Source organism: Sphingobacteriales bacterium, assembly GCA_016700115.1.
Classification (GTDB): Bacteria; Bacteroidota; Bacteroidia; order Chitinophagales; family UBA2359; genus UBA2359.
On record CP064999.1, the window covers coordinates 4,567,418 to 4,593,652 of the forward strand.

General features: G+C 36.0%; 20 protein-coding genes. 3 read left to right on the top strand and 17 right to left on the bottom strand.

Annotated features, from left to right (window positions below):
• Positions 1-2 precede the first annotated feature (2 nt).
• The 6 genes from IPM47_16350 to IPM47_16375 form a co-directional block, all read right to left on the bottom strand.
• On the bottom strand, positions 3-1,220 hold the full coding sequence (locus IPM47_16350) for an MFS transporter (protein QQS28415.1): 1,218 nt from the start codon (positions 1,218-1,220) through the stop codon (positions 3-5).
• A gap of 412 nt (positions 1,221-1,632) precedes the next feature.
• The gene (locus IPM47_16355) at positions 1,633-2,595 is read right to left on the bottom strand and encodes a hypothetical protein (protein ID QQS28416.1); all 963 of its coding nucleotides are present in this window, start codon (positions 2,593-2,595) and stop codon (positions 1,633-1,635) included.
• Positions 2,596-2,740: 145 nt separating this feature from the next.
• Positions 2,741-4,513, bottom strand: coding sequence for a hypothetical protein (locus tag IPM47_16360; protein QQS28417.1), 1,773 nt, complete (start codon positions 4,511-4,513; stop codon positions 2,741-2,743).
• Positions 4,510-5,187 carry a restriction endonuclease gene (locus tag IPM47_16365; protein ID QQS28418.1) on the bottom strand — a complete coding sequence of 226 codons (678 nt, stop codon included), beginning with the start codon at positions 5,185-5,187 and terminating at the stop codon, positions 4,510-4,512. Before IPM47_16365 ends, IPM47_16360 begins: the two co-directional genes overlap by 4 nt.
• Positions 5,188-5,374: 187 nt before the next feature.
• Positions 5,375-5,665, bottom strand: coding sequence for a hypothetical protein (locus tag IPM47_16370; protein QQS28419.1), 291 nt, complete (start codon positions 5,663-5,665; stop codon positions 5,375-5,377).
• A gap of 1,040 nt (positions 5,666-6,705) precedes the next feature.
• Positions 6,706-7,461 carry a hypothetical protein gene (locus IPM47_16375; protein QQS31506.1) on the bottom strand — a complete coding sequence of 252 codons (756 nt, stop codon included), beginning with the start codon at positions 7,459-7,461 and terminating at the stop codon, positions 6,706-6,708.
• Positions 7,462-8,428: 967 nt separating this feature from the next.
• Here IPM47_16375 and IPM47_16380 point away from each other — a divergent pair.
• Positions 8,429-10,522, top strand: a complete 2,094-nt coding sequence (locus IPM47_16380; GenBank protein QQS28420.1) for an alpha-galactosidase — start codon at positions 8,429-8,431, stop codon at positions 10,520-10,522.
• A 137-nt stretch (positions 10,523-10,659) separates the two neighbouring features.
• Here the strand turns inward: IPM47_16380 and IPM47_16385 are convergent, their stop codons facing one another.
• The 3 genes from IPM47_16385 to IPM47_16395 all read right to left on the bottom strand — a co-directional run bounded on the left by IPM47_16385 (position 10,660) and on the right by IPM47_16395 (position 14,006).
• A complete protein-coding gene (locus IPM47_16385) occupies positions 10,660-11,055 on the bottom strand; it encodes a heavy-metal-associated domain-containing protein (protein ID QQS28421.1) in 396 nt (131 codons plus the stop codon).
• 89 nt (positions 11,056-11,144) lie between these two features.
• On the bottom strand, positions 11,145-13,397 hold the full coding sequence (locus tag IPM47_16390; protein QQS28422.1) for a TonB-dependent receptor: 2,253 nt from the start codon (positions 13,395-13,397) through the stop codon (positions 11,145-11,147).
• Positions 13,398-13,523: 126 nt separating this feature from the next.
• Positions 13,524-14,006 (bottom strand): hypothetical protein, encoded by a 483-nt coding sequence (locus IPM47_16395; protein QQS28423.1) that lies wholly within the window; start codon positions 14,004-14,006, stop codon positions 13,524-13,526.
• A gap of 290 nt (positions 14,007-14,296) precedes the next feature.
• Between IPM47_16395 and IPM47_16400 the strand changes: the two genes are divergently transcribed.
• Entirely contained in the window at positions 14,297-15,490 is a 1,194-nt protein-coding gene (locus IPM47_16400) for a glycosyltransferase family 4 protein (GenBank protein QQS28424.1), read from the top strand.
• A 64-nt stretch (positions 15,491-15,554) separates the two neighbouring features.
• Here the strand turns inward: IPM47_16400 and IPM47_16405 are convergent, their stop codons facing one another.
• The 3 genes from IPM47_16405 to IPM47_16415 all read right to left on the bottom strand — a co-directional run bounded on the left by IPM47_16405 (position 15,555) and on the right by IPM47_16415 (position 20,367).
• Positions 15,555-18,395: a T9SS type A sorting domain-containing protein gene (locus tag IPM47_16405; GenBank protein QQS28425.1), complete on the bottom strand. Its 2,841-nt coding sequence runs from the start codon at positions 18,393-18,395 to the stop codon at positions 15,555-15,557.
• A gap of 183 nt (positions 18,396-18,578) precedes the next feature.
• Complete coding sequence (gene lipA / locus IPM47_16410) at positions 18,579-19,460, bottom strand: lipoyl synthase (protein ID QQS28426.1); 882 nt, start codon at positions 19,458-19,460, stop codon at positions 18,579-18,581.
• Positions 19,461-19,698: 238 nt separating this feature from the next.
• Positions 19,699-20,367, bottom strand: a complete 669-nt coding sequence (locus IPM47_16415; GenBank protein ID QQS28427.1) for a redoxin domain-containing protein — start codon at positions 20,365-20,367, stop codon at positions 19,699-19,701.
• A 180-nt stretch (positions 20,368-20,547) separates the two neighbouring features.
• Here IPM47_16415 and dapB point away from each other — a divergent pair, with 180 nt between their 5' ends.
• Positions 20,548-21,276, top strand: coding sequence for a 4-hydroxy-tetrahydrodipicolinate reductase (gene dapB / locus IPM47_16420; protein QQS28428.1), 729 nt, complete (start codon positions 20,548-20,550; stop codon positions 21,274-21,276).
• 39 nt (positions 21,277-21,315) lie between these two features.
• On the opposite strand, the gene msrB is transcribed toward dapB, so the two are convergent.
• The 5 genes from msrB to IPM47_16445 all read right to left on the bottom strand — a co-directional run bounded on the left by msrB (position 21,316) and on the right by IPM47_16445 (position 26,124).
• Positions 21,316-21,876, bottom strand: coding sequence for a peptide-methionine (R)-S-oxide reductase MsrB (gene msrB, locus IPM47_16425; GenBank protein ID QQS28429.1), 561 nt, complete (start codon positions 21,874-21,876; stop codon positions 21,316-21,318).
• A gap of 270 nt (positions 21,877-22,146) precedes the next feature.
• The gene (locus IPM47_16430; protein QQS28430.1) at positions 22,147-22,593 is read right to left on the bottom strand and encodes a DsrE family protein; all 447 of its coding nucleotides are present in this window, start codon (positions 22,591-22,593) and stop codon (positions 22,147-22,149) included.
• Positions 22,594-22,632: 39 nt separating this feature from the next.
• The gene (locus IPM47_16435) at positions 22,633-24,405 is read right to left on the bottom strand and encodes a 5'-nucleotidase C-terminal domain-containing protein (GenBank protein ID QQS28431.1); all 1,773 of its coding nucleotides are present in this window, start codon (positions 24,403-24,405) and stop codon (positions 22,633-22,635) included.
• A 56-nt stretch (positions 24,406-24,461) separates the two neighbouring features.
• On the bottom strand, positions 24,462-25,562 hold the full coding sequence (locus tag IPM47_16440) for a c-type cytochrome (protein QQS28432.1): 1,101 nt from the start codon (positions 25,560-25,562) through the stop codon (positions 24,462-24,464).
• A gap of 229 nt (positions 25,563-25,791) precedes the next feature.
• On the bottom strand, positions 25,792-26,124 hold the full coding sequence (locus IPM47_16445; protein ID QQS28433.1) for a rhodanese-like domain-containing protein: 333 nt from the start codon (positions 26,122-26,124) through the stop codon (positions 25,792-25,794).
• Positions 26,125-26,235 lie beyond the last annotated feature (111 nt).

Sequence of the window (26,235 nt, forward strand, 5' to 3'; positions counted from 1 at the left end):
TCTTAAATTGATTTAATTTGCTCGGGCATTCGGTATTTGATTATGAAAGAAGAAATAATGGTTAGTCCGCCTATTAGTAAAACGGCATAATCAATACCAAATAAGTCCGCTGTAACTCCTGAAATTACAGCACCGATAGCATACCCCAAATCTCTCCAAAGCCGGAATGTGCCAATACTTTCTGCTCGTTGTTTTGGGCTTGTTGCCTGAGCAATAGTGGATAAGAAAGTAGGATAAACCAATGCAGTTCCTAATCCTAAAATTGCCGAAATGGAAGCCAAAACATAAAAGTTACTGCTGAATGGAATAAGTAAAATGGCTAACCCTTGCAAAAGCATACCCCAAAACAGCATTGTTTTTTTTGAGTAGTGGTCAGACATTTTACCTGTAAAAAGTTGTCCGATACCCCAAACTGTGGGGTAAATAGCTGTGATTACTCCAATATTTTCGTTGTCGAAGTTTAACGAAAACAGAACAATTGGAAGTAAGCCCCAAATCATTCCGTCATTTAAATTGTTTACAAGTCCTGCCTGTGTAACTGAACTCAAAGTTTTGTTTCTTAAAGTTGTTTCTAAAAACACATTTTTAAGATGTGCAGTATTGTCGGTTACACTCTCTTTGTGAACAAAAACTCTTGTGTCTTTTACCCATAACAAAGTCAGAATGAAACCTATAATTGAAATGAAAATTCCTATGTAAAATGGATACGGTGTTACCCCATATTTGTTAGCCACATACCCTGTTAGAAAGGCAACTAAACCCACTGCAAAATATCCCGCAAATTCATTTAAGCCCATTGCAAAGCCACGGTCTTTCTCTCCAACAAGATCTATTTTCATTACAACCGTGCTACTCCAGGTCAATCCTTGACTAATTCCCAAAAGAACATTGGCAAAAATAACCCAACTCCAACTGGAAGCATATATGAGCATAAAAGGAATTGGAATTGCGAGCAACCAACCAAACAGAAGTAAATTTCTGCGTCCGAATTTATTGGCAAGTCGCCCTGTATAATAGTTCGCTATTGCTTTTGTAATACCGAAAGCTGTTATAAAAGAAAGTATCGCCGTTTTAGAAGCCACACCAAACTCCAATTCTGCAAATTGTGGAAAAATAGTCCGTTCCATTCCTATCATTCCACCTACAAAGGAGTTAACAATTACCAAAATGGTAAACTGCTTCCAGTTTGCTTTAAGTCCGAGTTTTATATTTTCAGTCATTCCTTTTCCTGCAAATTTCAGTTTATTTATTCTTTCAGTCTGTTACAAATGTTACTTTGTTTCAGTGATTGTCTATCGTTCTATCCTTGCACCTAACGTCAGTTTGTGAAAATAACATTAACAAAAATACAAGAATATATTAAATAGAAGCAAAAAATGAATAATCTTATGGCAGGCAAAATCTTCAAGGAACACCCCACCGGCAGATGGAAATAATCTGTTTGTAGATCAGCATCGGAGGTCATAACCCTGTGCGGTTTATTGATGCTTTTGTTGAGAGACTTGAGTTATCAAAAACTCAGAGAAAGTACAAATCAACATAAGCCTTTATTTGAAGGTAACGTTTTCAAAATCGGGTAATTAGTGGTTTTTGAGTAGTTGTGAAACGGTTACCGATGTTATGGTGCGTTTTTTATTCATTAAATTCTTTGTCAACTTCTAATAACATTTCTTTAAGTCTATTAAGTTGATTCTCCAAACTGTCAAGGAAAATTTCTGCATCATCATTTCCTAGAAGAGTTTTTTCATTCCACCAATGGTTGAAACGGTGAATGATATAATCGATCAGTCTAAATGATTCAGATATTTCAATATGTAATTTTTGATTATATCTCTTGTTTAATTCTTCACGTATCTCATCAATAGCACTTTTTAGTCCTGAAATACCCAACTCCCCTTGAAAATTCCGGTCTTCATCTCTAATTCCACGATAAATGAATAGAATATTTCTATCCGCACCAACTATCATTTCTTTGAGTAGTTTGCTTTTGTGTTCACCTTTTTTCATTTCTATTTTTTTGGAAATGTCTTCCTGCACTTTTTGAAGAACATTTCTAGTGAATTCTAATTGTTTTATTATAAAAGTCTTTAAATCAACTTCAACTGTTCTGAAAGTTGGTGTATATCCTGCGTAGGTAAATCTGTCTTTTGAAATAGGCCCTTTTGCGATAAAATAGAATTCTGAATTCTTTCTGTTTGTTGGGTGTCCGGCAATGTCGTTACGGACTTCTCTTATATCCTTATCAAAGGAAAATAAGTCAAAGAAGTCTTTTTGATTAATATTTTCATCCACAACACATTTGTATAAATGATAAAGTCCATCTTGTTGAAGAAAAAGAGATTGTAGAAGTCCATAAATAAGTAACGTACTTCTTCCTTGTTTGCCTAATGGTTCAGCACTTTCAAATTCGTCTATCGCTATTTGGCTGTCTTCAATTAAGTCGATTGAAGCAAATGTTTGATTGCATTTTAATTTGTTTGTTAAGTTATAGAAATTATGGTACAAAGGCTCTTGAATAATCTTGTTTAATGTATTACACAAATCTAGAATCTCATTCATCTTTTGGTTGTCTTGTCGTCTTTTAATATGCACCATTACGGAAAAATGTTTGCGAAGGGCGGGGTTAGTAGCACTATCGATTCAACACAAAAAAAAGCGCATAGAAAGCACAAAAGTTCAATTTAGCACTTTTGCCCGCCATTGAGCCAAACACTTGTTATTCACAGTGCTTCTTTTAAGTCTATGCAAACATTGTCATTTGTCCATTGTTTACAGGTGTCATTTCGCTAATAAAACTGTCCCACAAGTCAAGTGTCAAATTGAATTTATACTTTTCGTTAAGCGATTCAAGTTCTGTTTGCAGGTCGGCTTTGGTAATTAGTTTTGCTAATTCTAAAAGGTCAATTCTCATTAAAACGTCTTTTGTAAAAGTCCTTTTAGCGTCCGGGAAAGTTACTGATTGTAAAAACTGAACTGTCGTGTCAGAGTTCAAAAGAATTAAAGTGTAAACGGCAAATTCTATTTTGTCAAAACCGATTAAATAACAAGTGTCGTCAAGCATTATAGGTTTGTTGTCCTGGGGCAGAATAAGGGTGAAATGGAACGTCTTGTATAGTCCTGATATGGCTACTTTGAAAGGTTTGAAAGAATAGTCGCCGATACCAAATATTGAAAACAATGGTTTGTTGATATAGATACTTGATTTTCTTGCATCAAAATTTGCTTGATGCTGTGTCAGGTATTGATACGTTTTAGGATATTCGGTTTTAATGTATTTTGTTTCTTGTCCAACTTTCTTTTGTGTAACAATCGTAAACTTTCGTGTTTGATTAATTACAGTGTTTTTAAGGTCAGAGCTTTTGAGAATGCCGTAAACCAAACCGTCTTCTAATTTAACTTCTTCTTTCAGTCCATTAACATAAAACCCGTTCACTTTGTCTAATTCCATTACAGTCGAACAATCGTGTTTTAACCCTTGTCGCCAAACAAAAGGGCATTCTCCGTCAATTTCTTTCGTGTGAATATAAGTATTAATGTTTGAAACAAATTTGTCATTCAACCAACCGAATTGGAATTGAGATTTTTGATTGTCGTAAAAATCAAATTCTTTGCAATCAAATGTCGGTTTTGAATTTAGTTTACAATAAAACAAAGCTGCTTCAACTGAAACATTAAACTCCTTTTTGCTATCAATACAATGTTTTTCAATAGCTGAAATCTCGTAACGATTTTTGTTTTGGTCAAAGACGATGTTTTTGATAACAGAATTTTTTAACAATAATAATAAATCACCTTTCAGGTTTTGAAAGGTTTCAATCATAGTAAGTGTAATAAATTCAGCAATGTCAAAATTGCTTTTGCCTGTCATTGCATCTAAACCGCTATGATTTTTGAAATTCGTTTTTTTCGGAAGGTTAATTGAATTTAAACTACCCAATTTTGAATTAGTTACCCAAGGTGGATTACCGATAACTAAAATATCACTTGTTGAATGTTTCTTAGCTATTGCTTTAAAATCAAAATCAAAAACATTACAATGAACTATTGAAATTTCAGGCTTGTTTGGACTTGGATTAGAAAGAAAATAATCTACAATGCTGAATTTAGTTTCCCAGACGTATGGTTTGTAAATTTCAACACCGAAAACATTTTTAATGTTATAGAAGTTGCGAAGAGAAGCAATAATAAAATTCCCCTTTCCACAGGTCGGCTCAATTACAACTTCTGGTGAAATGTTTTTTGAAGCCAAATATAAAGTTATTTTATTTGCTAAATCAGAATTAGTTTGGAAGTCGCCATATTCTTCTCTGTTGGGTTCTTTAATGGTATTATTAGTAAATGAAAGAACTTCTTTAAGAATTTGTAATTCGTCATCATTATCAAAAAAATGTATAATGCCGAAAGCATCATACATTTTTTGATTTGCCTTTTCAAAGGATATAATCTTTTTAAGATTGTCATTTAAGAAATCTGAAACTTGACGAGTAATATTTGCTTCAAATACTTTCATCATTGAGGTTTGTTATAGCTTACAATTTTGGTTATTCCTTTTACTTCATCTGCAAGAGTTACAATTCGTTGATATTGTAGTCTCCATTGTAAAGCATTTGAAATAGTCAAGTAACCTTGTTCAGGTGGAGTTTTTAAGATTTGCTCCGCTAATTTTGATAATGTTATTTCGTCTGCTGGTATATTTTTGTCTTGCAGGTAAGCAATGATGTCGGCTTGAATGGCTTTATCCTTAATCATTTCTCTTAAACGGTAAGTTGTTGTATAGTCAGCCGTTCTCTCTTTTGCTACAAATGAACAACTTACAAAATTCAAAGTTGCTGTTTTACTTTTAGGGTCGTCAGCTTTGTCGTAAACAAAAACAAGTAGGTTATAACCAAGTCCGAAAATCTTTTGTTTTGCGTCTTTGAAAGGGCAAGATGATTGGGGCTGTTTTATCGAAGTTACTTTGATGTCAGTTAAAATGTCGTCAGCAGGTAGGTCCACACCGCTTGCAGAAGAACCAATTGTAACTTCGTATTTGTCATTTAAGTATTTTTGAAATTTCTGTTCAATAACTGTCCCAACAGCTTTGCCGTCAGTTACTCCAAACAGTTCTTTATGTTGAAATTTTGATTGTTCAGCACAGAAAATTTGGGCTTCTTTTATTAAATTCTCTATTGTTAATTTTTGCTTCATTCTCGTCTTAAAAGTATGTCGCTAAGTTATTGTTTTTAACGTTTAAAACTGTCCTGTTAGGTCATCAAGTTTTAAACAAAAGTTTTGTGTCAAGCTATTAAGTTTGTCTATTGCTCTGTCATCATAGCATTTGGCATAACATGTATTTATACCCAAATACCTGCCCATTTTTAGTTTTTTACTTTAATCACGTATCAAAGGGGCTTAGCACCCTTAGGATAATTCGATTGCTTACATGGGTATATCGTTCGGTGGCTTTAGATTTGTTATGTTCCAATAATTCCAGAATGATACTTATATCTGTAACTGTTTTATGTTTTACAGCTTTAAATATAGCCTGAATACTCCTTATACTATATTGGTCGTCAAACTGTTCCTCAAACAGACTTTTTTGGTTAGTGTTTGAAGTAGCAGGAAAATAGTCGTTTCTGTCCAAACCCGGAAAAATCAGCAAAGACATCATGCTTATTACATTCATAGATATTGTATTGCAATGTTAAACTATTTTTTTCACATCTATGAATATTTTTTTTCTTTTTTAATTTCTTTTTGCGGGTATAACCGATAATGTGTCCCTTCTTTGTTGTGCTTTTAGAAGGTTAAAAATAGTAAACCCTTTATAAGGCAGGTAAATTTAATGACAAACTCACATATTTAGGGAAAAGTATCTTTTTGTAGTTTGTTATCTGATTTTCAAGCGATAATACATTGTATAATTCTACGTTTTTTGAGTTTCTTTACTGCTTTCTCTCCATTATTCTACAAATTCCACCGGTGTTTTTTTTCATTCCACAAGTGTTTTTTAAATTTCCACAAGTGTTTTTTTTCATTCCACAAGTGTTTTATAATTTTCCACCGGTGTTTTTTAAATTTCCACCGGTGTTTTTTGAAATTCCACCAGTGTTTTTTTATTTTCCACTTGTGTTTTTTTATTTTCCACTTGTGTTTTTTTATTTTCCACTTGTGTTTTTTTATTTTCCACTTGTGTTTTTTTTCATTCCACAAGTGTTTTTTTTCATTCCACCAGTGTTTTTAAAAATTCCACCTGTGTTTTTTAAATTTCCACCGGTGTTTTTTTTCATTCCACAAGTGTTTTTAAAAATTCCACCAGAGTTTTTTCCATAACCCGATGGTTTTAAAGATTTGAAACAACACAATTCTGGAGAATAGCCTTAAATTGAACAACCCGACAGGTTGCTAATCTGAGCAAAAATTCAGCTAAAAAACTCATTGAAAGGATTGAATGATTTAAGGCTGGCAGGTGATTGTTATAACCGTCATTTACAAAATTGTCGCTGACTAAAACAGAACTTTCCCTTAAATTTGAGAAAGTAAACGGGAATCCTAAGTCTTTACTTTGGGGGGTTCCAACCAAAAAACAGTCTTTGAAAAATAACCAATCCCAGAAGCACCCTATACTTTTTTAAAGCAATGGTAAACCACGGGAAATTTTATGCAACACCAAAAAGAAACACTGTGTAGTTGAATAACAGTTAGTGTTATTGGCAGTATTTCATTTTACCACCCTGTTACCAATAAATTTTTAGCCGCTTTAACGCTACATTTTTGGTATTTAGAATATGCCATAGCTGCTCTGCTTCTTATCTGCTCGTTTGTTTCGTTGTTAAGATAGCCCGTAATTGCATCATGTATTGTGTATGCTTCGGGAGCCATCAATCCTGATGTCCATAAAATTGGATTAATATTAGCTGAATTTAATAAAGGGGAGAAATATCTTTTGCTGTAACAAGCCAGGATAATTACATCTCTTTTCTTATTGTCAGTATTTTGGTAGTTTTCTGACAACTGAAAGTCCATAAGTCCGTCGTGCCCAATATAGGCTACCAACTTTGAGTTCCCTGCAATTCCAATTATTGCGTCATTAATATGTAATGTGTCATTTAGTAGTCCCGCACTACTATTCAGAAAGTCCTTTGTACATTGCTTAATGTGTTGTCCGTCATAAGCGTCTGCGACTAAATAATAACTTTTTGTTGTATGCTTAAAAATTAACCGCTCAAGTCTGACAGAATCTACTTTTTGAGTCTTGAGCAATTTCCACTCATTACTTTTTCTAAAATAGGTCCTTACCCCAAAAGCACATCCCCAATACAAGTTGTTATCGGGGTCTTGCCCGTTGCCAATCATTTCAGGAACCGGTACTATGCCCTGAAATCTGTTATCGCATAGTGCTACAAAAATATGTATTGTCTTAGTTTTCGAATCAAATTGAGTTATATTTTTGTTTGCAATGCTCTTGTTTTCATTCTCAATATTTTCACTGATATATTTTGTAGTCTCTTCAACTTTAATGTTCTCACTTTTCTGAGAGTTACAACCCAAAAAGGTGAAACAAAATAAAAATGCGAATATGCTATGTTTTCTCATAATCGGAGTGTTATTGGATAATTACATTTTATATCTTTCAATTTCTATCTAATCAACTCTGAATGAATTGATTTGCAGAAACAAAATTGATTTAGGAAAAACTGTTAAACAAACTTGCGCCCATTTCTTCCATCATTTATAATTTTTGAAGTAGTATAGTACTGTTTCAAACCTCATTTTAACTCAAAGAAACAAAAATTAGCCGGCTTCTTGTTTCATTCTTGTTTTTTAATATTACAAATAAACTCAACCATGTTTTATCTATAAAATATCAAGTTTGAAATCTTCCGTTTTTTATTTCATTTTGTTTTTTTTGTATCAGGAAATGTGACGTTTTTGTTTTTCATCTTTCAGTCAGAATATGATGTTATCCTGTTTAACTCCTGTACTAAGTTCAATCTTTGTGCCTGAAATTGGAAGAACAGTTTCGAGTTGTTGTTGTAAACAAGTTTTCAAAGGCATTTCTAACAACAAATCATTTTGATTTTGCCCACAAAATACGATGCGCGCCACCTAAAAATTAGAGATTTAGAGTTTTGAAGGACCTAATTCTTATGTTTAATTCTAATTAATACCTCATTAAAATAAAAGACTTCCGGTAAATGGAGTTAAATCCAGATAGTCGGAAGTCTGACAGCGCAAAAATGGGTGTATGTTATTAAATAACTATGCCTATTTAGAAATCAAGTTAAACGCTCTTTAAGAGTATGTTTGGTTTGCGGTGCAAAATAACGAAGACCATGTTTCCTGCCGATTACCGTAAGGTTACTATTATGTTAAGAATTGTTCAGCCTTTTCTGATTGCTTATTCATCCGAAAATTTTAAAGTTCAAATTGTATTTTTACCCAAAAAATGCAAGATTTAACCCTTGACATCCAATATCGTCTTGGTAAAAAAACCAAACGCGCTACACTTCATGTTGATATTCAACAACAAATTATCGAAGGGTTGACGGCACAAATTTCTACTCAGGAACTGATGTTGGGGAAATGGGTAAAAATTGAGCTGCAGATTTGGCAGGATCTTGTTTTAGATAAGTTGGCAATTAACCTCCCTTATACTTTTCAAAATAATGAGCGGTTGTTTTGCAATGGATTTCAATCATGGACCTTAAGTGAGGAATATCCGGTTAATCACCGGTTTAAGAAAGTAAGGTTTTTTGCCAAAAATTTGATTAGTGCCTTTGGTGATTATCAAATTTACCCTTACACAGAAAAAACAGGCATCTTGCATAGTTGGACTTATGCATTTATCCGCTCTAAGGACAGGCTTCCCATTTTTTTTATCGGTTCAACTGACGAGCGAAGCGCATATACACTGATTGAATTTGATTCTAACAAACCAAATGGCAAAATCACCATTTCTAAAGACTGCGAGAGTTTACAAGTTAACAAAGGCAGGATATTCAATGCCTTTTCTCTTTATATTGCCTGTGGAAGTGAAAATGAGGTTTTTGATTCTTTTTTCGAACTTATGAAAACTAATTTGCCGGAAAAAGCAGCGCATTCCAGTTTTCCCGGTTCGGGTAAAACAAATCCGGCAGGAGGAGCAGGTTTTACTTCGTGGTATCATTATTATACCAAAATCAACGAAAAGGTAATTTTAGACAACCTTGAAGCTTTTAAAAAACATCAGGTTCCCATAAATTTTTTTCAGATTGACGACGGATGGCAGCAGGCAGTTGGCGATTGGATGCAGGTAAACCAAAAATTTCCGAATGGATTAAAATTAATTTCGGAATCGATTCACAAACAAGGTTACCAATCTGGTTTATGGCTCGCACCTTTTATTTGCCAGTCTCAATCCGAACTGTATCAAAAACATTCCGAATTTCTGTTGCGTCAGAAAAACGGAAATCCGGTAAAAGCAGCCTATAATTTTCTTTGGCGCAGCTTTATGTATCCCTTGAATTTCTACAATCCTCGTGTTCAGGATTATCTCAAAAAGGTGTTTGACACCATTTTAAATCAATGGGGGTTTGACATGGTAAAACTCGATTTTTTATATGCCGTAGCCCTGCAGCCACCTCCCGGAAAAACAAGGGGACAAGTCATGTATGAAGCCATGGATTGGTTGCGAAAAACAGTTGGAGACAAGTTGATTTTGGGTTGTGGAGTGCCTTTAAGCGCTGCAATGGGGCAAACAGATTTTTGCCGGATTGGGCCAGATATTCATCTGAAATGGGACTTTCCTTTGTTAAACTGGTTGGGAAGCCGCGAAGGGGTATCAACCATAAATGCCATTAAAAATACCATTAACCGGCATCAGTTAAATGGCAGGGCTTTTTTCAATGACCCCGATGTCAGTATTTTGAGACTGCACAACCACAATCTGCTACCTGAACAACAATATACCCTCTTCATCATCAATCAATTGTTTGGTTCACTCCAGTTTGTTTCGGACAACATCAATGAATATACCCCTGACATGCTGCACCTTTACCTTTCTCAGTTTCCGCTTCAACAAAAAAACATTTACAGAGTTGCACAGGAAAATGAGGTTTACCGGATTGGTTTTAGTATAGGTGAATTGCACTATCTTTTATTCAGTAATTTGACCGCAAAATCAATAAATTTACAAATGTCTGATGAAATCCGGTTTTTACCTGAGAATTTCAGAAAATGTTTTTACCATAACCGTTTATCAAAACATATCGAGCCTGAAGAAATCATCTCAATTTTGCCTTTTCAGACAATTTGCCTTTTAGCTGTAAACACCAATAATGATGTTTCTTTAGCAGGCGGAAACTCTCATCTTTTCCCTTGTTCAGATATTGTCTTAAACGGGCTATCGAATGGAAGTTTTATTGCAGAATCTCAAACTTTGAACCGGAAATTCAATTTCTGGGTGTATTCAAAATCGGGAAAACCGGAAATAGCTAACGGAAAACTATTGCTCGAAATGCCTTACAAAGAAGGGTTTTTGTATCATTACGAATCAAAGTAAAAAAAACAAAACCCGTCTTATATTTACATAAGACGGGTTTGTACCAATTGGTTTTACGAATTGATTGCCTAAAATCGAAGAAGTTGCCTGAAATCTCTTTTTTAAAAAGATTAGGCAAAATCAGGATGTTATTTTCCTCAATGTTTGTTGTTGCTTTCAGATTTGCTGCATGCACCGGGAGCTTTGCAACAGCCCGGTAGTTTATTGTAAGCAGTTTCGTTTGCGGGCAATTCATCGGCCCGATAACCTGCATTGCTGATTACTGTTCTAATTTCATCTGCTGATACTTTTTTTGGGTTGAATTTAACAGTGGCGATTTTAGTATCCAAATCGAGATTTACTGCTTTCACCCCTTTAGTATTGTAAACCGCTTTTTCAATTCTTTCTTCACACATATCACAGATTGCAGAGGTCAGAATTTCAACAGTTTCAGATTTCCCTCCTGCCTGAACAGGAGGCTGATTTACAATAAATCCGGCTATTAAAACAATTGCAAGAGCAAAATTAAAAATAGAGGTTTTAAAAGATTTCATGTTATATGCTTTTTAAAGTTTGTAAATGTTTTAAGTAGAAATAAAGGAATTAAAATTCCAATTGTATAGATGATAAATAACTGAAAAAGTTAGTTTTGGTTTTCCGGATAAGGCAATTTAAATCGAATTCCGGTATAAAACATCCTTCCAACTATTGGTCCCCAAATATTAGTCGCATCAAATTCTTCACCAAAAGGTTGATGATGTGCTAATATGGGATGGTGTTGAGTAAATCCGGTTAGGTTTTCTCCTCCTAAATAAATTTCAAAATTGCGCAAAATATAAGTAGCCTGAGTGTGAAGGATAAAATAAGATGGGGATTTTTCGGGCTTAAGATTTTGAGTGCCATTGTCTAATAGAGTATTAAACAAATAACGCGGGCCATGCCATTGTGTGGTAAAATCAAATCTCCAATGACTATTCAGCGTTTCGTAAGCAATATTGAACAATGCTTTATGCTGCGCCTGTAAAGGAACTTGCAACAGTTGTCCACCAAAAGTTGAACGGGCATCGTCAAATTTATAAGCCATTTTAACATCCACTTTTTTAAGTACCTCATGACTCATTTCAATCTGAAAACTATTGGCAAAAGATTTTCCATTCAGATTGTAAATCTGCAACAGATTACTGGTACTATAAGCGTCTGCAATAACCTGATTGGTAAAATCGGTACGATAAGCATCAAAGGTTACAAAACCATCTCTGTCAAAGAGGGTAAAGTTTTGAGTGTAGTTTAATCCGTAATTCCAAGCCACTTCAGGGTTTAATGCTTCCTGTATGACAAGTTCTCTAGACGAAGCAAAAATACTCATATTTTGTGCAAATATATTGGCAACTCTCATTCCCCTTCCTACCGAAGCGCGTATCGTTCCTTGTTCAAACAGGTCGTATCGCCAATGTATGCGCGGGTTTAACATAAATCCATAAAGGTTATGGTAATCGGCACGCAATCCACTGACTAAACTCATTTTATCGGCTAAATTATAGGAATATTCCGTAAAAATTCCGGGTACATTCTCTGTACGCTGATATTGAACCTGATTAAAAGTTTCGTCATAATCATCGTGCATAAAACTAAAACCTGAAGTAATCTGATGATCTGTACTTCCAATTATAGTTTGATATAGCAGGTTGATGTAGAGATTTTTTTGAATCCCTTCATATTCCTTTAAACCGAAAAAAGCGTTTTGCTGATGATAAATTCCTGAAACCATTGTGCCAATACTGCTATTGGGTTCCGGTAAAAAGAAACCTGTTTTGGCAAATGCTTCTATCCGTTTAGTATTTATTCCTATTCCATAACCATTATCAATAGTCCTTGGAATGTCCGGATTATAGGCAAGTTGCCCTCCAATTTTGTTTTCTGACAAGAGTTTTACGCCAAACATGGACTCTAACTTCTCACCATGATATTTCCACCTCTGAATACAGCTAAACTGCTTATATTTTGGCATATCTAAAAAATGGTCGTCATTGTGGTCAACTTTGTTATTTAGTCCTGAAACATGCAACAAAGCCATAGTACTCCATTGATCTGTAAACCGATGTGCGAGATTTAAATTGCCTTCTAACCTTCCCATGTGATTGGCATAGAAATTCAGATAAAGCCGGTCTGCTTTTTCAGGCTTCATATATTCCACATTGATTTGTCCGGTTATAGGCTCATATCCATTTGTTACCGATCCGCTTCCCTTTGTAATTGCAATTGCATCCATCCATGGTCCGGGAATATAGTTCAATCCATACGTGGATGCTAAACCTCTTAAAGTTGGGATGCCCTCCGTCAGCATTTGCACATAAGCACCGTCCAATCCCAGCATCCTCACATTTTTAGCCCCGCTGACAGCATCTGCCTCACCAATTTCGACAGAAGTATTGGTTTGAAAACTTTCTGACAAATTACAGCAGGCTGCTTTTCGAAGTTCCTTAACCGTTACCATCTCTGTCTTGATGGTTTTAAGGTTTGAAATAAAGGTGGATCCTTGTTTTTCGGTAATGCTGACCTGATCTAATAATAATCCAACAGTCAGGGCAAATAAAACATGGTTTTGATTTTCGGCTAAACGAATAGTATCGTTTAAATAGCCAACGAAACTGGCTACCAAAACAGAATAGTTGTTTTCACGAGTTAACTCAAAATTGCCATTTTCATCAGTTGTAGTTCCGATTTCAGTATCCGACCAATATATATTGGCTCCTATGATGGCATCTTGATTTGGTGCTACTACTTTACCGGTAATCCGGTTTTGAGAATTTCCTATTTGATAAACAAGCAGTAAGGCTAAAAAAAGAGTAATTTTTAAACCTGCCTCTCTTGCAAAGTTGATTTGATAGTTTTGCATGATAATTTATTAATCAGGTAATATTGAAGACTTTACAGTCAGATCCAAACAATATTTTCAATGTAAAAATATTATATAATACAACTTGTTGAAAAACAAATTGTAGTACATCTGAAAATATATAACCTAACAAATAAAAACCTGCAAGAAACTGCAATAATGCTGTTCAGTTGCAGGAAGAGGGGGCTTTAATGCAAATTTAGGAAGAATGCTATTGGCAGAATAAAAATCTAAAGAAGATTTAATAAACCCTAATAAAGGGGCTATGTGGAAATAAAATTGTTGTGCCAATTTTAATGAAACGGTTGGCGGAACCAAATCAGTAGTTAATACCACATATTCCGAATCATAACTACAACACGACTTCTTTTCTTTTGTGTGTTTCGTTCCATCATTTGAAAAATCAGAAAAACATGCCCCATTTTTAGAAGCAGCACAACAGGAATGAGGTGCAACAGGAATGGATTCGCATTTTTCGATTGGAAACAAAGAAACTTCATACATATCTTTGCTGAGGCAAACATGCTGATTTACTGATATTCCCACAGAGGTTATCAATATTAGTATTGCCAACAACACAATAGCTATGTCCTGTAATTTCTTTGCCATCGTTTTAAAATACAAAGTTAATGATGAATAAGTTCTATCAAAAAAATTCACGAAAGTTTTACTCAAATAATCAGAAACATTCAATTTAGATGATTGCAGACTGCTAAAGTTGTTTATATTGTTTAAGACAAATCCATACAGACTGATTTCAAATTTTAAAATTATTTTTGTCCTTAACTCAGCAATACTGGCCTATTCTTTTTAAAAAGTTTGTAGCTTCTGACAACAACCCACTTCCAAACATCATCCATACTTTTAGTACTTTTCAGCAGATTTTAGTTGATTAGATTATGCAGATAAAAAATGCGACTATTGCTTTTGATGCCAAACGAATGTTTTTCAATTCAACAGGATTAGGTAACTACAGCCGGACATTGGTGAGTAATTTATCTGAGCTATACCCGGCTAACCGGTATTTATTATATACCCCTCATTTTAGTTTTAGCCTCGAAGATTTAACTCAGGCAAGAGATGATGCTTTTAAGCCGCGGATAAATACAGCTATCCGAAGTCCAAAAGGAATTTGGAAAATAAAAATTGGAGGGAATATATGGCGCAGCATGTTTTTAGGAAATGCAATAAACAAAGACAAACCTGATATTTACCATGGTTTAAGCAACGAATTGCCATTAAACATCCAAAAAGTTAAATCCCGGAAAATTGTAACCATACACGATTTGATTTTTTTGAGATATCCATCCTATTACCCAACATTTGACCGGTGGATGTATTTGAGAAAATGGAAACATAGTTGCAATCAGGCTGATGTCATTATTGCCATAAGCAAGCAAACCAAAGAAGATTTAGTTGAATTTCTTGGAGTATCTCCAGACAAAATTCAAGTGGTCTATCAAGCTGTTGACAGCAGATATTACAACGACTATAACGATCGTCTTTTCTTAAATCACGGTTTATTCGTTCCCTTAGATTATAAATTACCCCCTCAAATTCCGAAAGAATATATTTTATATGTCGGTTCAATTACCGAGCGCAAAAATCTGCTGTCATTGGTAAAAGCGATAGAGCTTTTAAAATCACGATTACAAGTTCCCTTAGTTGTTATCGGGAAAGGAAAAGATTATGAGTACAAGGTTTGGCAATATATACAAGAACATCATCTTGCAAATCAGATAATTTTTATACCTTATTTACCTGTCAGCGAATTAAAAGCAATCTATCGTTGTGCCCGTTTAATGGTCTATCCTTCTGAATTTGAAGGTTTTGGGCTTCCTATTGTAGAAAGTCTGTTTAGCAGAACTCCAGTAATTACCTCAAAAGGCTCTTGTTTTTCGGAGGCCGGTGGTCCGGGTACGATTTACGTAAATCCTTTGGATGTTGAAGAAATGGCAAATGCCATAGAGAAAGTTCTCACAGATGGAGCACAACAGATGGAAATGATTATGCAGGGATGGGAATTTGCACAACAATTTAAGGCTGAACCTACCTCATTAGCAACGATAAAAGTATATGGACTATTTGACTAATGCAAAAAGCCTCCTCTGATACAAACAATCAGAAGAGGCTTTTATAGCTTAAAACAGAATAAAATTATTTAACAATAAATTTTGTAGCTGTTTTGTCGCTTCCATTTTCAAAAATGGCGATATATACACCGGCTGAATAGTCAGAAGCATTTACATCTATTGTTTGGCTTCCTGCAGTTCCGTTAACAATCTGACGACAAACCAATTGTCCATTGGTATTGAAAACAGAAACTGTTGCCTGTTCTGTTGGTTTGTTAATTGTCAGTTTAAAGATTCCTTGGTTAACCAATGGGTTGGGGATAACCTGAATTGCCAAATCTTTTCCGGTTGGGGTTTCAATTCCAACAGGACTACCATAATCAGGAAGTTCAGTATCACAGGTTGGGAAAGTAAAAGTAGTGCTTCGGTATAAACCTTTTCCATGTGTACCTACATATAAAACATAACATCCTACCTGATCACTGGATTTAATAGGTTCCTGTCGAATTCTGAATGCCGGAACCCTTCCAATGCCGTCATTTTGTTCTGACCAGATATAATCAAAGGTTGTTGCTCCTGTTTGTATGATTTCACACATCCATACGCCCATTTCAGTTGCTGCAAAAATGCGATTGGGGTCTCCGATATCTATCACCAAATCATAAACAGGCATAGGAGGTAATGCATTATCGCCTGTTCCCTGCATTGAAAAGAAAACAGGAGTGGTATTAGTTGCGTTTAGAGTTCGGAAAACATAAACCTCACGACCATAATTTCCCATAGTAACTGTCAAAGATGTAGGATTGTATGGGTCCGGTGTTACTGATGTAACATATCGGGCATTATCCAAACCGGCTGTTACTGTTGCTGCGGAAATTTCCTTTTTTAAAACTTGGGCTAAGGTCGCTAATTGTGGTTCGGCAACTGATTCATCCACGATGAAGTTTCTCAAAATCAAAACCCGTCCATCTGCCGATCCGGCTACTACCATTACTCTGCCTGCCACATCTCTTGAAACATTGACACAAGTAACTGTTCGACCACTTCCGGATCCTCCGAAACTACCAATATTGCGCCATTCTGGAACTGTACTTACATTCAGTCCTTCCAAAGTTACAAAGACTTGACCAATACCGTTACCAGTTACAAAAACAGATAAATTGGCATTCACGTCTTCCCATAATAAGGTGGGCGTAATAAACTCAGGACTTCCGTCCACCGAGCCATCTCCGGCACAATTTCCTTCAGTATTGAGAGGCTGACAGTCAATATTTTGATCTAAAAATCCGCCGGCAAAAGATTGTCCACCATTGGACGAACGATATAAAGCCCCCTGAACATAAGCGCCAAATACTACATTTGGGTTAATTTTTGAAATATCTACATAACCCCCGTCACCACCGATAACTTCGGTACCGGCTAAATAGGAATCGCCACTCAGAGTTACAAACTGAGTGCCGTTGTCCTGGGTTCCGCCTAAAACTCTTCCATCATCACTAGCTCCAATTGAATAAAATTGAGTTACATTGTAATTGCGGTTCAGAGTTGTAAACGTAGGTGCTAAATTGCCCGCATTTATAGAACGGGCGATGCCACCATCATTGCCGATATACAATATATTTGGATTTGTGGGATGAAAAACTAAAGTATGTTTATCTGCGTGAACATAATACGGATAGGAAGGTGTTTCAGGAAACCAATTGGCAACTTGTTGCCAGTTGTCATTCACAGACCATGACCACATATCCACTCCACCTACAAAAATTCTTTCTTTGTTAGCAGGATCAACCGCAATACATAAATCATACCATCCCTGACATTGCGTTGCATTTCCTAAAGGCTCAAAAAATTCACTTCCTCCTGCGCCTATTTCAATCCAGGTTTCGCCGCCATCTGAAGATTGTAATACTTGACGGAGACATCCAAAGTTTGGTGAGCCATTGGTTGTAATAGCATAAACATAATTGGGGTCAGTTGGTGAAACTGCTAATTTTTTGTTGTTTCCATAAGACGGGAAATTACCAAGAGCAGGACCACTTTTTTGAACAAAGTTTTCACCATCTGTAGATTTAAAATATTGTGAACCTACGAGGGCATGTATAGTTCCGTTAGATGCAGCGATAACACTCCATGCGCTACCACTTAAATCGGGGATTCCATTTGGAGAAATCCAGGTTTCACCTCCGTCTTTGCTCATATACATAGAAACATCTGTTGCTGCATATATCCAATCGGCATTTGTAGGATGAGTGGCTAAAGCAACAATATAAGCCCATCGGTGAGTACCGCTGTTTGTTGTTGGTATGGCACTTTCCAAAAGGTTGTAAGTTGTACCACCATCCGTTGATTTGTAAATACCGCAACCTGCAAAACCACTATCTCCATTTCCCGGAGTTACGCCACCCCAGATTTTTTCACCGGTTCCGACATATATATGGCCGTTTGCAGAACGAGCAATACAAGATATTGTAAGGCAAGGCAATTCGAGATTTTGAGGATGCTCGGACCAATTTAATCCACCGTCATCAGAGGTCCAAATACCGCCGGAAACTGCTCCTGCAATCATTTTATGTGGATTTGTAGGATCAATTAATATAGCGCGTGTCCGTCCTCCTACATCATTGGGTCCCATAAAGTTCCACTGAATTAAAGAGGCATCTTTAAGCGCTTTTTGATGGTCTGCTTGTTTTCTTGCTCGCAAAACATCATTCAATGAAACTTCCCCAGTTTCCGGATTAACCCGCATTTTATACCAAAAATCTAAAGCTCTGGCAATCCCGCGTTTTTTAATTTTCTTTTCACCGGCTTCCGTTTGAGAAGTAGAATTGGCAGATTGTTCGTTTAAATTTATTGTGTTATTCTTATATGCAAAAACGAACAAAACAAAAACTGTCAATAAAGCAAAAATTGGTAATTTCTTTTTCATAATACTCGCTTATAACTGGATGAAACTTAAATTTTTTGCAAAATAATGGAATTACTTGGCTTTAGCAATAAATAAGTCCTTACATAGGACGATTTTTTGTTTTACTCACAACTGCTTCTGTCTCGTGTTTAGTTATATATCTTTCAGGCATTATTCTGAATGAATTATATTAGTCTTTCTAAATCAGAATAAATGCCTTTCTGCATGATACGAACTTCTGACCAAAGGCGCACTTTCAACATATTTGAATCCTTTGGCCAACCCAATTTCCTGATATTTCCTAAACGTATCAGGATGAACAAAGGTTGCCACATCCAAATGATGTTTTGTTGGTTGCAAATATTGGCCTATTGTTAGAACTTCACAATCGTTTGTCAATAGGTCATCCATGAGTTGGTAAACTTCTTCGTCCGTTTCACCCAAACCCACCATAAAACCCGATTTTGTTCTCAGTCCTTCTGCTTTGGTCCGTTTTATTTGTTCCAGACTTCTTTCATATTTTGCTTGTGGTCTGACATATTTATATAACCTGCTGACAGTTTCCATGTTGTGAGAAACAACCTCCGGGCGTTCGGCTAAAACCGTGTATAAATTTTCCCATTTAGCTTTAAAATCCGGGATTAATGTTTCCAAGGTAGTTTGTGGGCTGTAAAACCTAACTTGCCTGATTGTTTCTGCCCATACAAAGGAGCCGCCATCTTTTAACTCATCTCGGTTTACAGAAGTAATCACGCAATGTTTTACCCCCATCAACTTCACCGCTTCAGCAACTCTTTTGGGTTCGTCTAAATCCAACTCTGTTGGACGACCGGTTGCTACTGCACAAAAAGAACAGGAACGAGTACATACATTTCCTAAAATCATAAAAGTAGCGGTTCCGGCACCCCAACACTCTCCCATATTTGGACAACTCCCGCTTTCACAAATTGTATGTAATTTATACTCATCAACAATATTCCGGACGCTTTTATAAGTTTGACCTACCGGCAATTTTACCCTTAACCAATCGGGTTTTTTTTTGCGCGGTTCAACCGCAGGATGTGAAATAACTGTTAATTCTATCATTTGTTACTAAAAATTACACTAAATTACAACTTTATCTCAACTTCTCGGAATGGTGAAGTATTTTTTTTGTGAAAAAAGAAAATGTACTATATCTGTCTGTTTGCTTAAAGCCTTAACAATCCCCATTTATTACAAATGTATCTGATTCAAAAAAACGGATTAGCTAAATAGATGCTAACCCGTTTTTTGAACTAAATATCACAATAGTAAATGAAAATAAGCCATTTCTTTGGCTTAACTATATTTTACTTATTCTTTTAATGCTACAACCTACAGATTTGGTAATATTGGGATCTATAGTTTGTCCTCCTACCATGTTAAGGGCTGCATTTTTAATGTAAAACTGCTGTACATTTTCTGGTTCTTTCATGTTGTCATCAATACAGCCTTTGTAAGTCAAGGATAAGTTTTGATCAAAAAGAAATAGTTCAGGTGTTCGTGTTGCTCCGAAAGCATCTGCCAAATCATGGTTTTTATCCATAGCATAAGTAAATTGATAATCGTTATCAATGGCATGTTGACGCATCGCTTCGTAAGAATCTACACCTTCTCTTTGAGCTTCATTGGGATTGACTACCAACAATCCAATATTATTGGCTTTACAAAATTCAGCAATTAACGGGTAACGGTCTTCCCAAGCAACTACATAAGGACAAGTATTGCAGGAAAAAATAACTAAAAGTCCATTTTCTAATTTTGAGCTTTTGATTGACACGTCGGCTCCCGACACATCAGTCATGTTATGTTCTTGCAATGGAGCCTGATCGCCTATTTGTAATGATGTAATAGTAGCAGCAACAGGCGGCTTGGGTTGTTCTATTACATCAGTGGCATTTTGAGCATTTCCCATACAAGATGTGAGTAAAACAAACAAGAAACTGAACACTGGAACAAATAAAAATCTCATAGTTAAAGGATTGAAAGATGTAAAAATTTTTGTGCAATTGATTTAAAAACAGTTTCAGGTAAAAATGGTTTACAGTTCTTGTTTTTTAACCTTTTATAACTTGTGATGCTGTAATCATCAAAACAGATTTTTTAGTTTTGTCTGAATTTCTGTTTATCTACATTTTAATAATTCAAAAACATGAAAATAGCACTGTTAGGTTATGGAAAAATGGGAAAAGCTATTGATGAAATTATCGAGAAAGAGTTTGCCGGCCAACACGAAATCGGAATGAGGATTACACAATCTAACAGAAAAACTCCGGATTATTACAATAACCTGAAAAAAATGGATGTTGCTATTGATTTTAGTGTACCCTCAGCAGCAACTGAAAACATTTTAAGTTGTTTTGAAGCAGGCATACCGGTCATCATTGGAACTACCGGCTGGTTAGATAAATTGGAAGCGGTAAAAAAACAGTGCGAAGTTTATAAGGGAACTTTGGTTTATGCTTCAAATTTTAGTGTGGGTGTCAACATTTTTTTTGAAGTCAACCGTATTCTTGCAAAACTGATGTCCAATCATATCCAATACAGGCCAGGAATTGAAGAAACCCATCATATTCACAAAATAGATTCGCCAAGCGGTACGGCAATAACGTTGGCTGAAGCCATATTAGAAGCAATTCCAAGTTTTAAAAAATGGATTAATCATGATACAGAAAAACCGGAAGAATTGCCTGTTGTTTCATACCGGAAAGATGAGGTAAAAGGGACTCATCTTGTTGCATATCATTCTGAAGTAGATAGTATTGAATTAAAACATACTGCCCACAGTCGTTATGGTTTTGCCATTGGAGCAATAAAGGCTGCTGAATGGTCTATGGGTAAAAAAGGAGTTTTTACTATGCGGGATGTTTTGGATTTATGAGATTGACAATGCCTGCATTGATTAGAAAGCTAAAAGAATCTAACGGTTTGATTGGGGCACTTTTTCAAATTTTAATGAAGCCGAGTTGATGCAGTATCTCAATCCTGTGGGTTCAGGACCATCGCTAAACAGATGTCCTAAATGTGCATTACATCGTGAACAAATTACCTCCGTCATTGCAATCCCCATTGTGTTATCCTCAACGTTGGTAATATGAACAGATTCAAGGGGTTTCCAAAAACTCGGCCAACCGGTTCCTGAGTCATATTTTTGAGAAGAAGAAAACAAAGGAAGATTACACTTTATGCAATAATAAGTGCCTTCTTCTTTATGGTCGTAAAATTCGTTTTTGAATGCAGGCTCAGTCCCTCTTTGACAGGTTACATAATACTGCATATCTGTAAGTTGCGCTTTCCATTCAGCATCAGATTTCACTACCTTTTCAAATGGTAGTTTTCGTTGGGCGGTTGTTGAATCTGATTTAGTCTCAATTTTAGATTCATTCTGATTATTGATGCTTTTATTCGAAGTACAACTAAAAACATTTAAAATTATAATGCCGGAAATCACCCATATCGGCAGTTTTTTGGTAAGACTCATGGAATTAAAGTTTTTGTGGGCAAAATTTAACAATCTATTCAGAAACAGGATTTCATAAATATGTGGAATACAATAATTCTACCGACAAACTCATCGTAATTCCAGACACATTATTTGATTCAAACGACTTCCCTGAATTATTATTTGCTTAGTGTAAGTAAAATACTGCACACTTTAATATTAACGGAAGTGTATATTTTTCTGTGATTAGCTATATTTCATGAAAACTAACCAAACAAATAATCTTGAACCATGAATTAAACGAATCATCTAAAAACCTGCTTTGATATATCCCCATCCTTGTTTCTGCTTTTTAACTATATATAGTATCGCTACCGGCACAAAACCCGCTGATTTAATGATGTCTTTTTTTTCGATCTTTCGTTCTTTCATCGTGTTTTCGCAGGCCATAAACTTAACATCCTTTTTGACAAGCTCATTGATTTTCTCTTCAAACTTTGTTTTTGAAGCTACCAATATACTTATTCCCGGTCCAAAACAGACAACTTCAATTTGTGTGTTGGGTGCTGCTTGTAGAGTGTTGTTAACTTGACGGACCACCATTTTATGCACCAATGTGTCGTCGCTGGTAACCTGAAAAACTATTTTGTATTTTGTTTTATCAATTGCCTGTGATTTTTCCTGAGCATAAACCGGTTCAGAAAACTTAACCAAAGTAAAAAAAAGACTTGCGACCAAAAAAAAGACTTGTCTCATAACCAATGTATTTGAAGTTAGTAAATATTCAGTGCCTGATTATCTGAATTCATAATCGTAACCTTCTAATTGCGACAACACATTGTTAGGTGCATCAGTAACAGTACACCGGTTTTCGATTTTGGGAGAAACCGGCGAATACTTTTTTAAATACTCCCTTATAACATCGTGCAGAAAAGTATTTAATTTTTGTGGATTTTGCACTTTTTCAAGCCTGCATAGCGTATCGTCCGGATCTCCCTCACGCTCGCAAGCAACAATAGAATAAGATTTTTCGAGGTTTAGGGACTTCCCACCTATTTTAACCCAATTCAACCGTTTTCCAAATTCATTATACATGGTAAAATTTACTTCCATCCCCTTAAATCGTACAACCCAACCCCCGAAACGTTTAGCAGGATCTTTGGCAAAAACGTTATGTAATTCTTTTTCCAACCAATCCCAGATTTGTTTGCCGGTTGCCATACCCTTTTTCACCTCGGAATTAACCGGTAACATACTCCAAAGATAATCATTCGTAATATCCGCCTTTCCTGTTTTAGAATCGGGAACCAAAGGGGGGCAAAAACGGAACCCATTGGAAACAGCTATATCCGGTTTGAATTTCCAAGCAATGGCATCTGTGATGAGATTATCCATGTTAGTTTCAACAACATAATAGCGCACTAATGTAGTTTTAGTTTGACCAATTACTGTTTCAAGTTCTTTTCGATATGGTTCGCTGACCTGATTCATCAATCGAGTCATTGATTCATCGGGTTTGTACCTTTCTGGATCAACATCTAACAATTGGTAATTGTGGTCTTTGACAATACCCTCTTCAATGACTACATCCAGCCGTGCAATGAAAGAACCAAAAGCTCCGGGTTCGGTAACTTTTGAATATTTCCCCTGAATAGGATTTCTCACTCGTTCATGTGTGTCTGCACCTAAAATATAGGCGGCACCTTCTACTTCGGGTTTATTAGCCAAGTCAACTTGTTGAGCTAGCCCCATGTGAGTTACTAAAAACACCATTGTGCATCGCTCATAATCACGGAGTATTTTGATATATTTGGCAACATTGGTTTCGGGTTTGGTAAAACGGATACCTGCACTATAAGCGGGAGATTGACGCTTAGGTGTCAAAGGGTCGTTATAGCCTATAAAACCTATTTTAACACCTCCGACCATTTTAGTCCAATATGGAGGGAAAATCAGGTCTCCGTTCAAATCATCATTGGTATCATGATACATATTGGCACAAATTTTATCTGCATGATACCCCCCCAAATCTTTGCGCATCATTTCTTTTCCATAGACAACTTCCCAGTTGCCGGGCAGCATAAGGTCATAGCCAATATGGTTGATTAGAGGAACAATTGCCTGTCCTTCAGAAAGGGCTGCTACTCCGCCACCCTGAAAACAATCGCCACCATCAATGACGATGGTATTGGCCGGGTTTTCATTTCGAAGTGTGTCAATCATAGTTTTTAACACATCCATCCCGCCTCGTTTTCTGTAAACGGGTTTTCCATTTTCCCAAAAAAACTCATCGTGGGTAAACAGTTGGGCGTGAATATCAGAAGTATTCAAAATGGTGATATGCTGTGCTTTGGCTCTTTTAACTGCATTATTTCGGGTAATTTCAGCAAGATGAGAAGCATCACCCGTACCGGCAGAAGCAATCAAAGGAGAAGCTATCAAACCCAAACCACTAATAACAGAAGTTCTCAGGAAATTTCGGCGATGTATTTTAAAATCAGAATAACTTTCGGAGTTTTCATTGGTACAGTTCCGGCATGAACACGAAGAATTAGGATTATGTAACATTTTTATTAATAGAAATTAGCCAATCAATCGGCTTGGTTAAAAAATCGGATTCGCAATTACTTTTTAGTTGAATTAAGTTCTTTTTTGTTTTTTCGGGCATCGGCTATTTGTTGATAAGGGCCGTATTTATGTTGTTTTTCAGAAAATCCGTCATCAAATGGGCCAAATGGATGATCAATTGGTTTTGCTGATATTTTTGGCCAATCCTGACTTAAATCTCTATCAGGTCTGGGCTGAGAATTGACAAAAGCTGCAACATCCCAGGCTTCTTCATCTGAGAGTTGAGGCGCAGAGTAGGTTGCACCCAGTGGCATATTGACTTTAACATAGCCTGCAAACCGGGAAAGCCTGAACAATCCTGCCCCGATATTATAACTATTCTTTCCCCATAAAGGAGGGTAAAGATAGGTGCGACCATCCGGATTTAACTGTCCCTCTCCATCAGGTTGATGACAAATCTGGCATTTTTGAATATACACTAACTGACCTTTTTCAGGACTTGCCGGACGGTCTAAATAAGGAACATTATATAATCCAACTCCACCGGGAAGTGAATCGACAGGTACTTCTTTTCCGACCCATTCAATATAAGCAACAATTGCCCGCATTTCCCGGTTTAAACTATCAAGGGCTTTACCGTTCAGACTTCGTTCAAAACAATCGTTCACCCTTTTTTCAATATTTTCTATAGTTCCGGATCGTGGCCGGAATTTCGGATACGTTGAAGCAACACCGCTGTAATTATTCCCTAAAATTTTGGTGCCTGCCTCTAAATGGCAGTTTTGGCAATTCATTCCGTTTGACATTTGACTCACGCTTCCCTGAGGTCCAAGATATTCTGAAGTGTTACAAATCAAACATCTTCCGTAAGCAATCAAGCGGCCTTTTTCTGTATTGGGAACAGTACTGAAATCAGGAGCTACCCACTTATTTTTTACCTTTATAGGGGGGATTGGTGGTAAACTAACCTGTGAATCAATTTTATTTGAAGCAGTGAGTTTTGGAACAGATTTAAGCATCCAAAAATCTCCGGTAACTGCTCCTGACAACAGGAAAACAACTATAAATAAAAGTGTAACTGTCACCCAAACAGCCAGCGTTTGAATGCTTTCTATAATGTCCAAAAGCGTTTTTTCTGTTTTTTGGCTGTTTCTCATGACCGGTATTTAAATGTTATTTGATGTTAATTTTCCGAAAATGAAATGTATGAATCAGTAAAATTCACACCAAATAAAGTCTTTAAATAAAAATTTTGCACAAAATAATACAATCTCAATTTTCAAAAAAATCCCCGGAATAAATAATCTAACTATTGTTAATAATAAGACTATAACCCCGGGGACACTCCAATCTTTTTAACTATGTCAAAATTTCTTCTTTAAAGAATTATCCCGGCCAAGCACCGATACCTCCGTCTAAGTTAAAGGCTTTCATACCTTTGTCTGTCATCAGTTGACATGCTTTTCCGCTTCTGTTTCCGCTTCTGCAAAAAACATAGTAAGTTTTGTTTTTATCCAAAGCGTTGATTTTGTCCTGAAAGGTGTTGGAATAAAAATCAATGTTTTTAGAGCCCTTAATTGTGCCCATTGCATATTCGTTTTGTGTGCGAACATCTAAAAGCACGGCATTCCCGCCATCTTCCAAAAATTTTTTATAAAAATCTTCACCATCTAAGTCATATTCGGCTTTAGCGAAGATATGTTTAAAAAAGTCTAACATGTATATTTAAATTTCAGGTTGAAAAATTGAGTTAAAAAAGCAAAAGCACGTTATCCAACTAAAATCAGAATTAAGTGCTTTTGCAATTAAAAGAGATGATTAAATCAATAA

Bases quoted from the DNA above. Each gene is read 5' to 3' on its own strand.
- dapB (QQS28428.1), top strand. From the start codon at position 20,548: ATGAAAATAGCACTGTTAGGTTATGGAAAAATGGGAAAAGCTATTGAT.
- IPM47_16415 (QQS28427.1), bottom strand. From the start codon at position 20,367: ATGAGATTTTTATTTGTTCCAGTGTTCAGTTTCTTGTTTGTTTTACTC.
- IPM47_16405 (QQS28425.1), bottom strand. From the start codon at position 18,395: ATGAAAAAGAAATTACCAATTTTTGCTTTATTGACAGTTTTTGTTTTG.
- IPM47_16440 (QQS28432.1), bottom strand. From the start codon at position 25,562: ATGAGAAACAGCCAAAAAACAGAAAAAACGCTTTTGGACATTATAGAA.
- IPM47_16380 (QQS28420.1), top strand. From the start codon at position 8,429: ATGCAAGATTTAACCCTTGACATCCAATATCGTCTTGGTAAAAAAACC.
- IPM47_16445 (QQS28433.1), bottom strand. From the start codon at position 26,124: ATGTTAGACTTTTTTAAACATATCTTCGCTAAAGCCGAATATGACTTA.
- IPM47_16395 (QQS28423.1), bottom strand. From the start codon at position 14,006: ATGGCAAAGAAATTACAGGACATAGCTATTGTGTTGTTGGCAATACTA.
- msrB (QQS28429.1), bottom strand. From the start codon at position 21,876: ATGAGTCTTACCAAAAAACTGCCGATATGGGTGATTTCCGGCATTATA.
- IPM47_16365 (QQS28418.1), bottom strand. From the start codon at position 5,187: ATGAAGCAAAAATTAACAATAGAGAATTTAATAAAAGAAGCCCAAATT.
- lipA (QQS28426.1), bottom strand. From the start codon at position 19,460: ATGATAGAATTAACAGTTATTTCACATCCTGCGGTTGAACCGCGCAAA.
- IPM47_16360 (QQS28417.1), bottom strand. From the start codon at position 4,513: ATGATGAAAGTATTTGAAGCAAATATTACTCGTCAAGTTTCAGATTTC.
- IPM47_16385 (QQS28421.1), bottom strand. From the start codon at position 11,055: ATGAAATCTTTTAAAACCTCTATTTTTAATTTTGCTCTTGCAATTGTT.
- IPM47_16430 (QQS28430.1), bottom strand. From the start codon at position 22,593: ATGAGACAAGTCTTTTTTTTGGTCGCAAGTCTTTTTTTTACTTTGGTT.
- IPM47_16435 (QQS28431.1), bottom strand. From the start codon at position 24,405: ATGTTACATAATCCTAATTCTTCGTGTTCATGCCGGAACTGTACCAAT.
- IPM47_16390 (QQS28422.1), bottom strand. From the start codon at position 13,397: ATGCAAAACTATCAAATCAACTTTGCAAGAGAGGCAGGTTTAAAAATT.
- IPM47_16350 (QQS28415.1), bottom strand. From the start codon at position 1,220: ATGACTGAAAATATAAAACTCGGACTTAAAGCAAACTGGAAGCAGTTT.
- IPM47_16400 (QQS28424.1), top strand. From the start codon at position 14,297: ATGCAGATAAAAAATGCGACTATTGCTTTTGATGCCAAACGAATGTTT.
- IPM47_16370 (QQS28419.1), bottom strand. From the start codon at position 5,665: ATGAATGTAATAAGCATGATGTCTTTGCTGATTTTTCCGGGTTTGGAC.
- IPM47_16355 (QQS28416.1), bottom strand. From the start codon at position 2,595: ATGGTGCATATTAAAAGACGACAAGACAACCAAAAGATGAATGAGATT.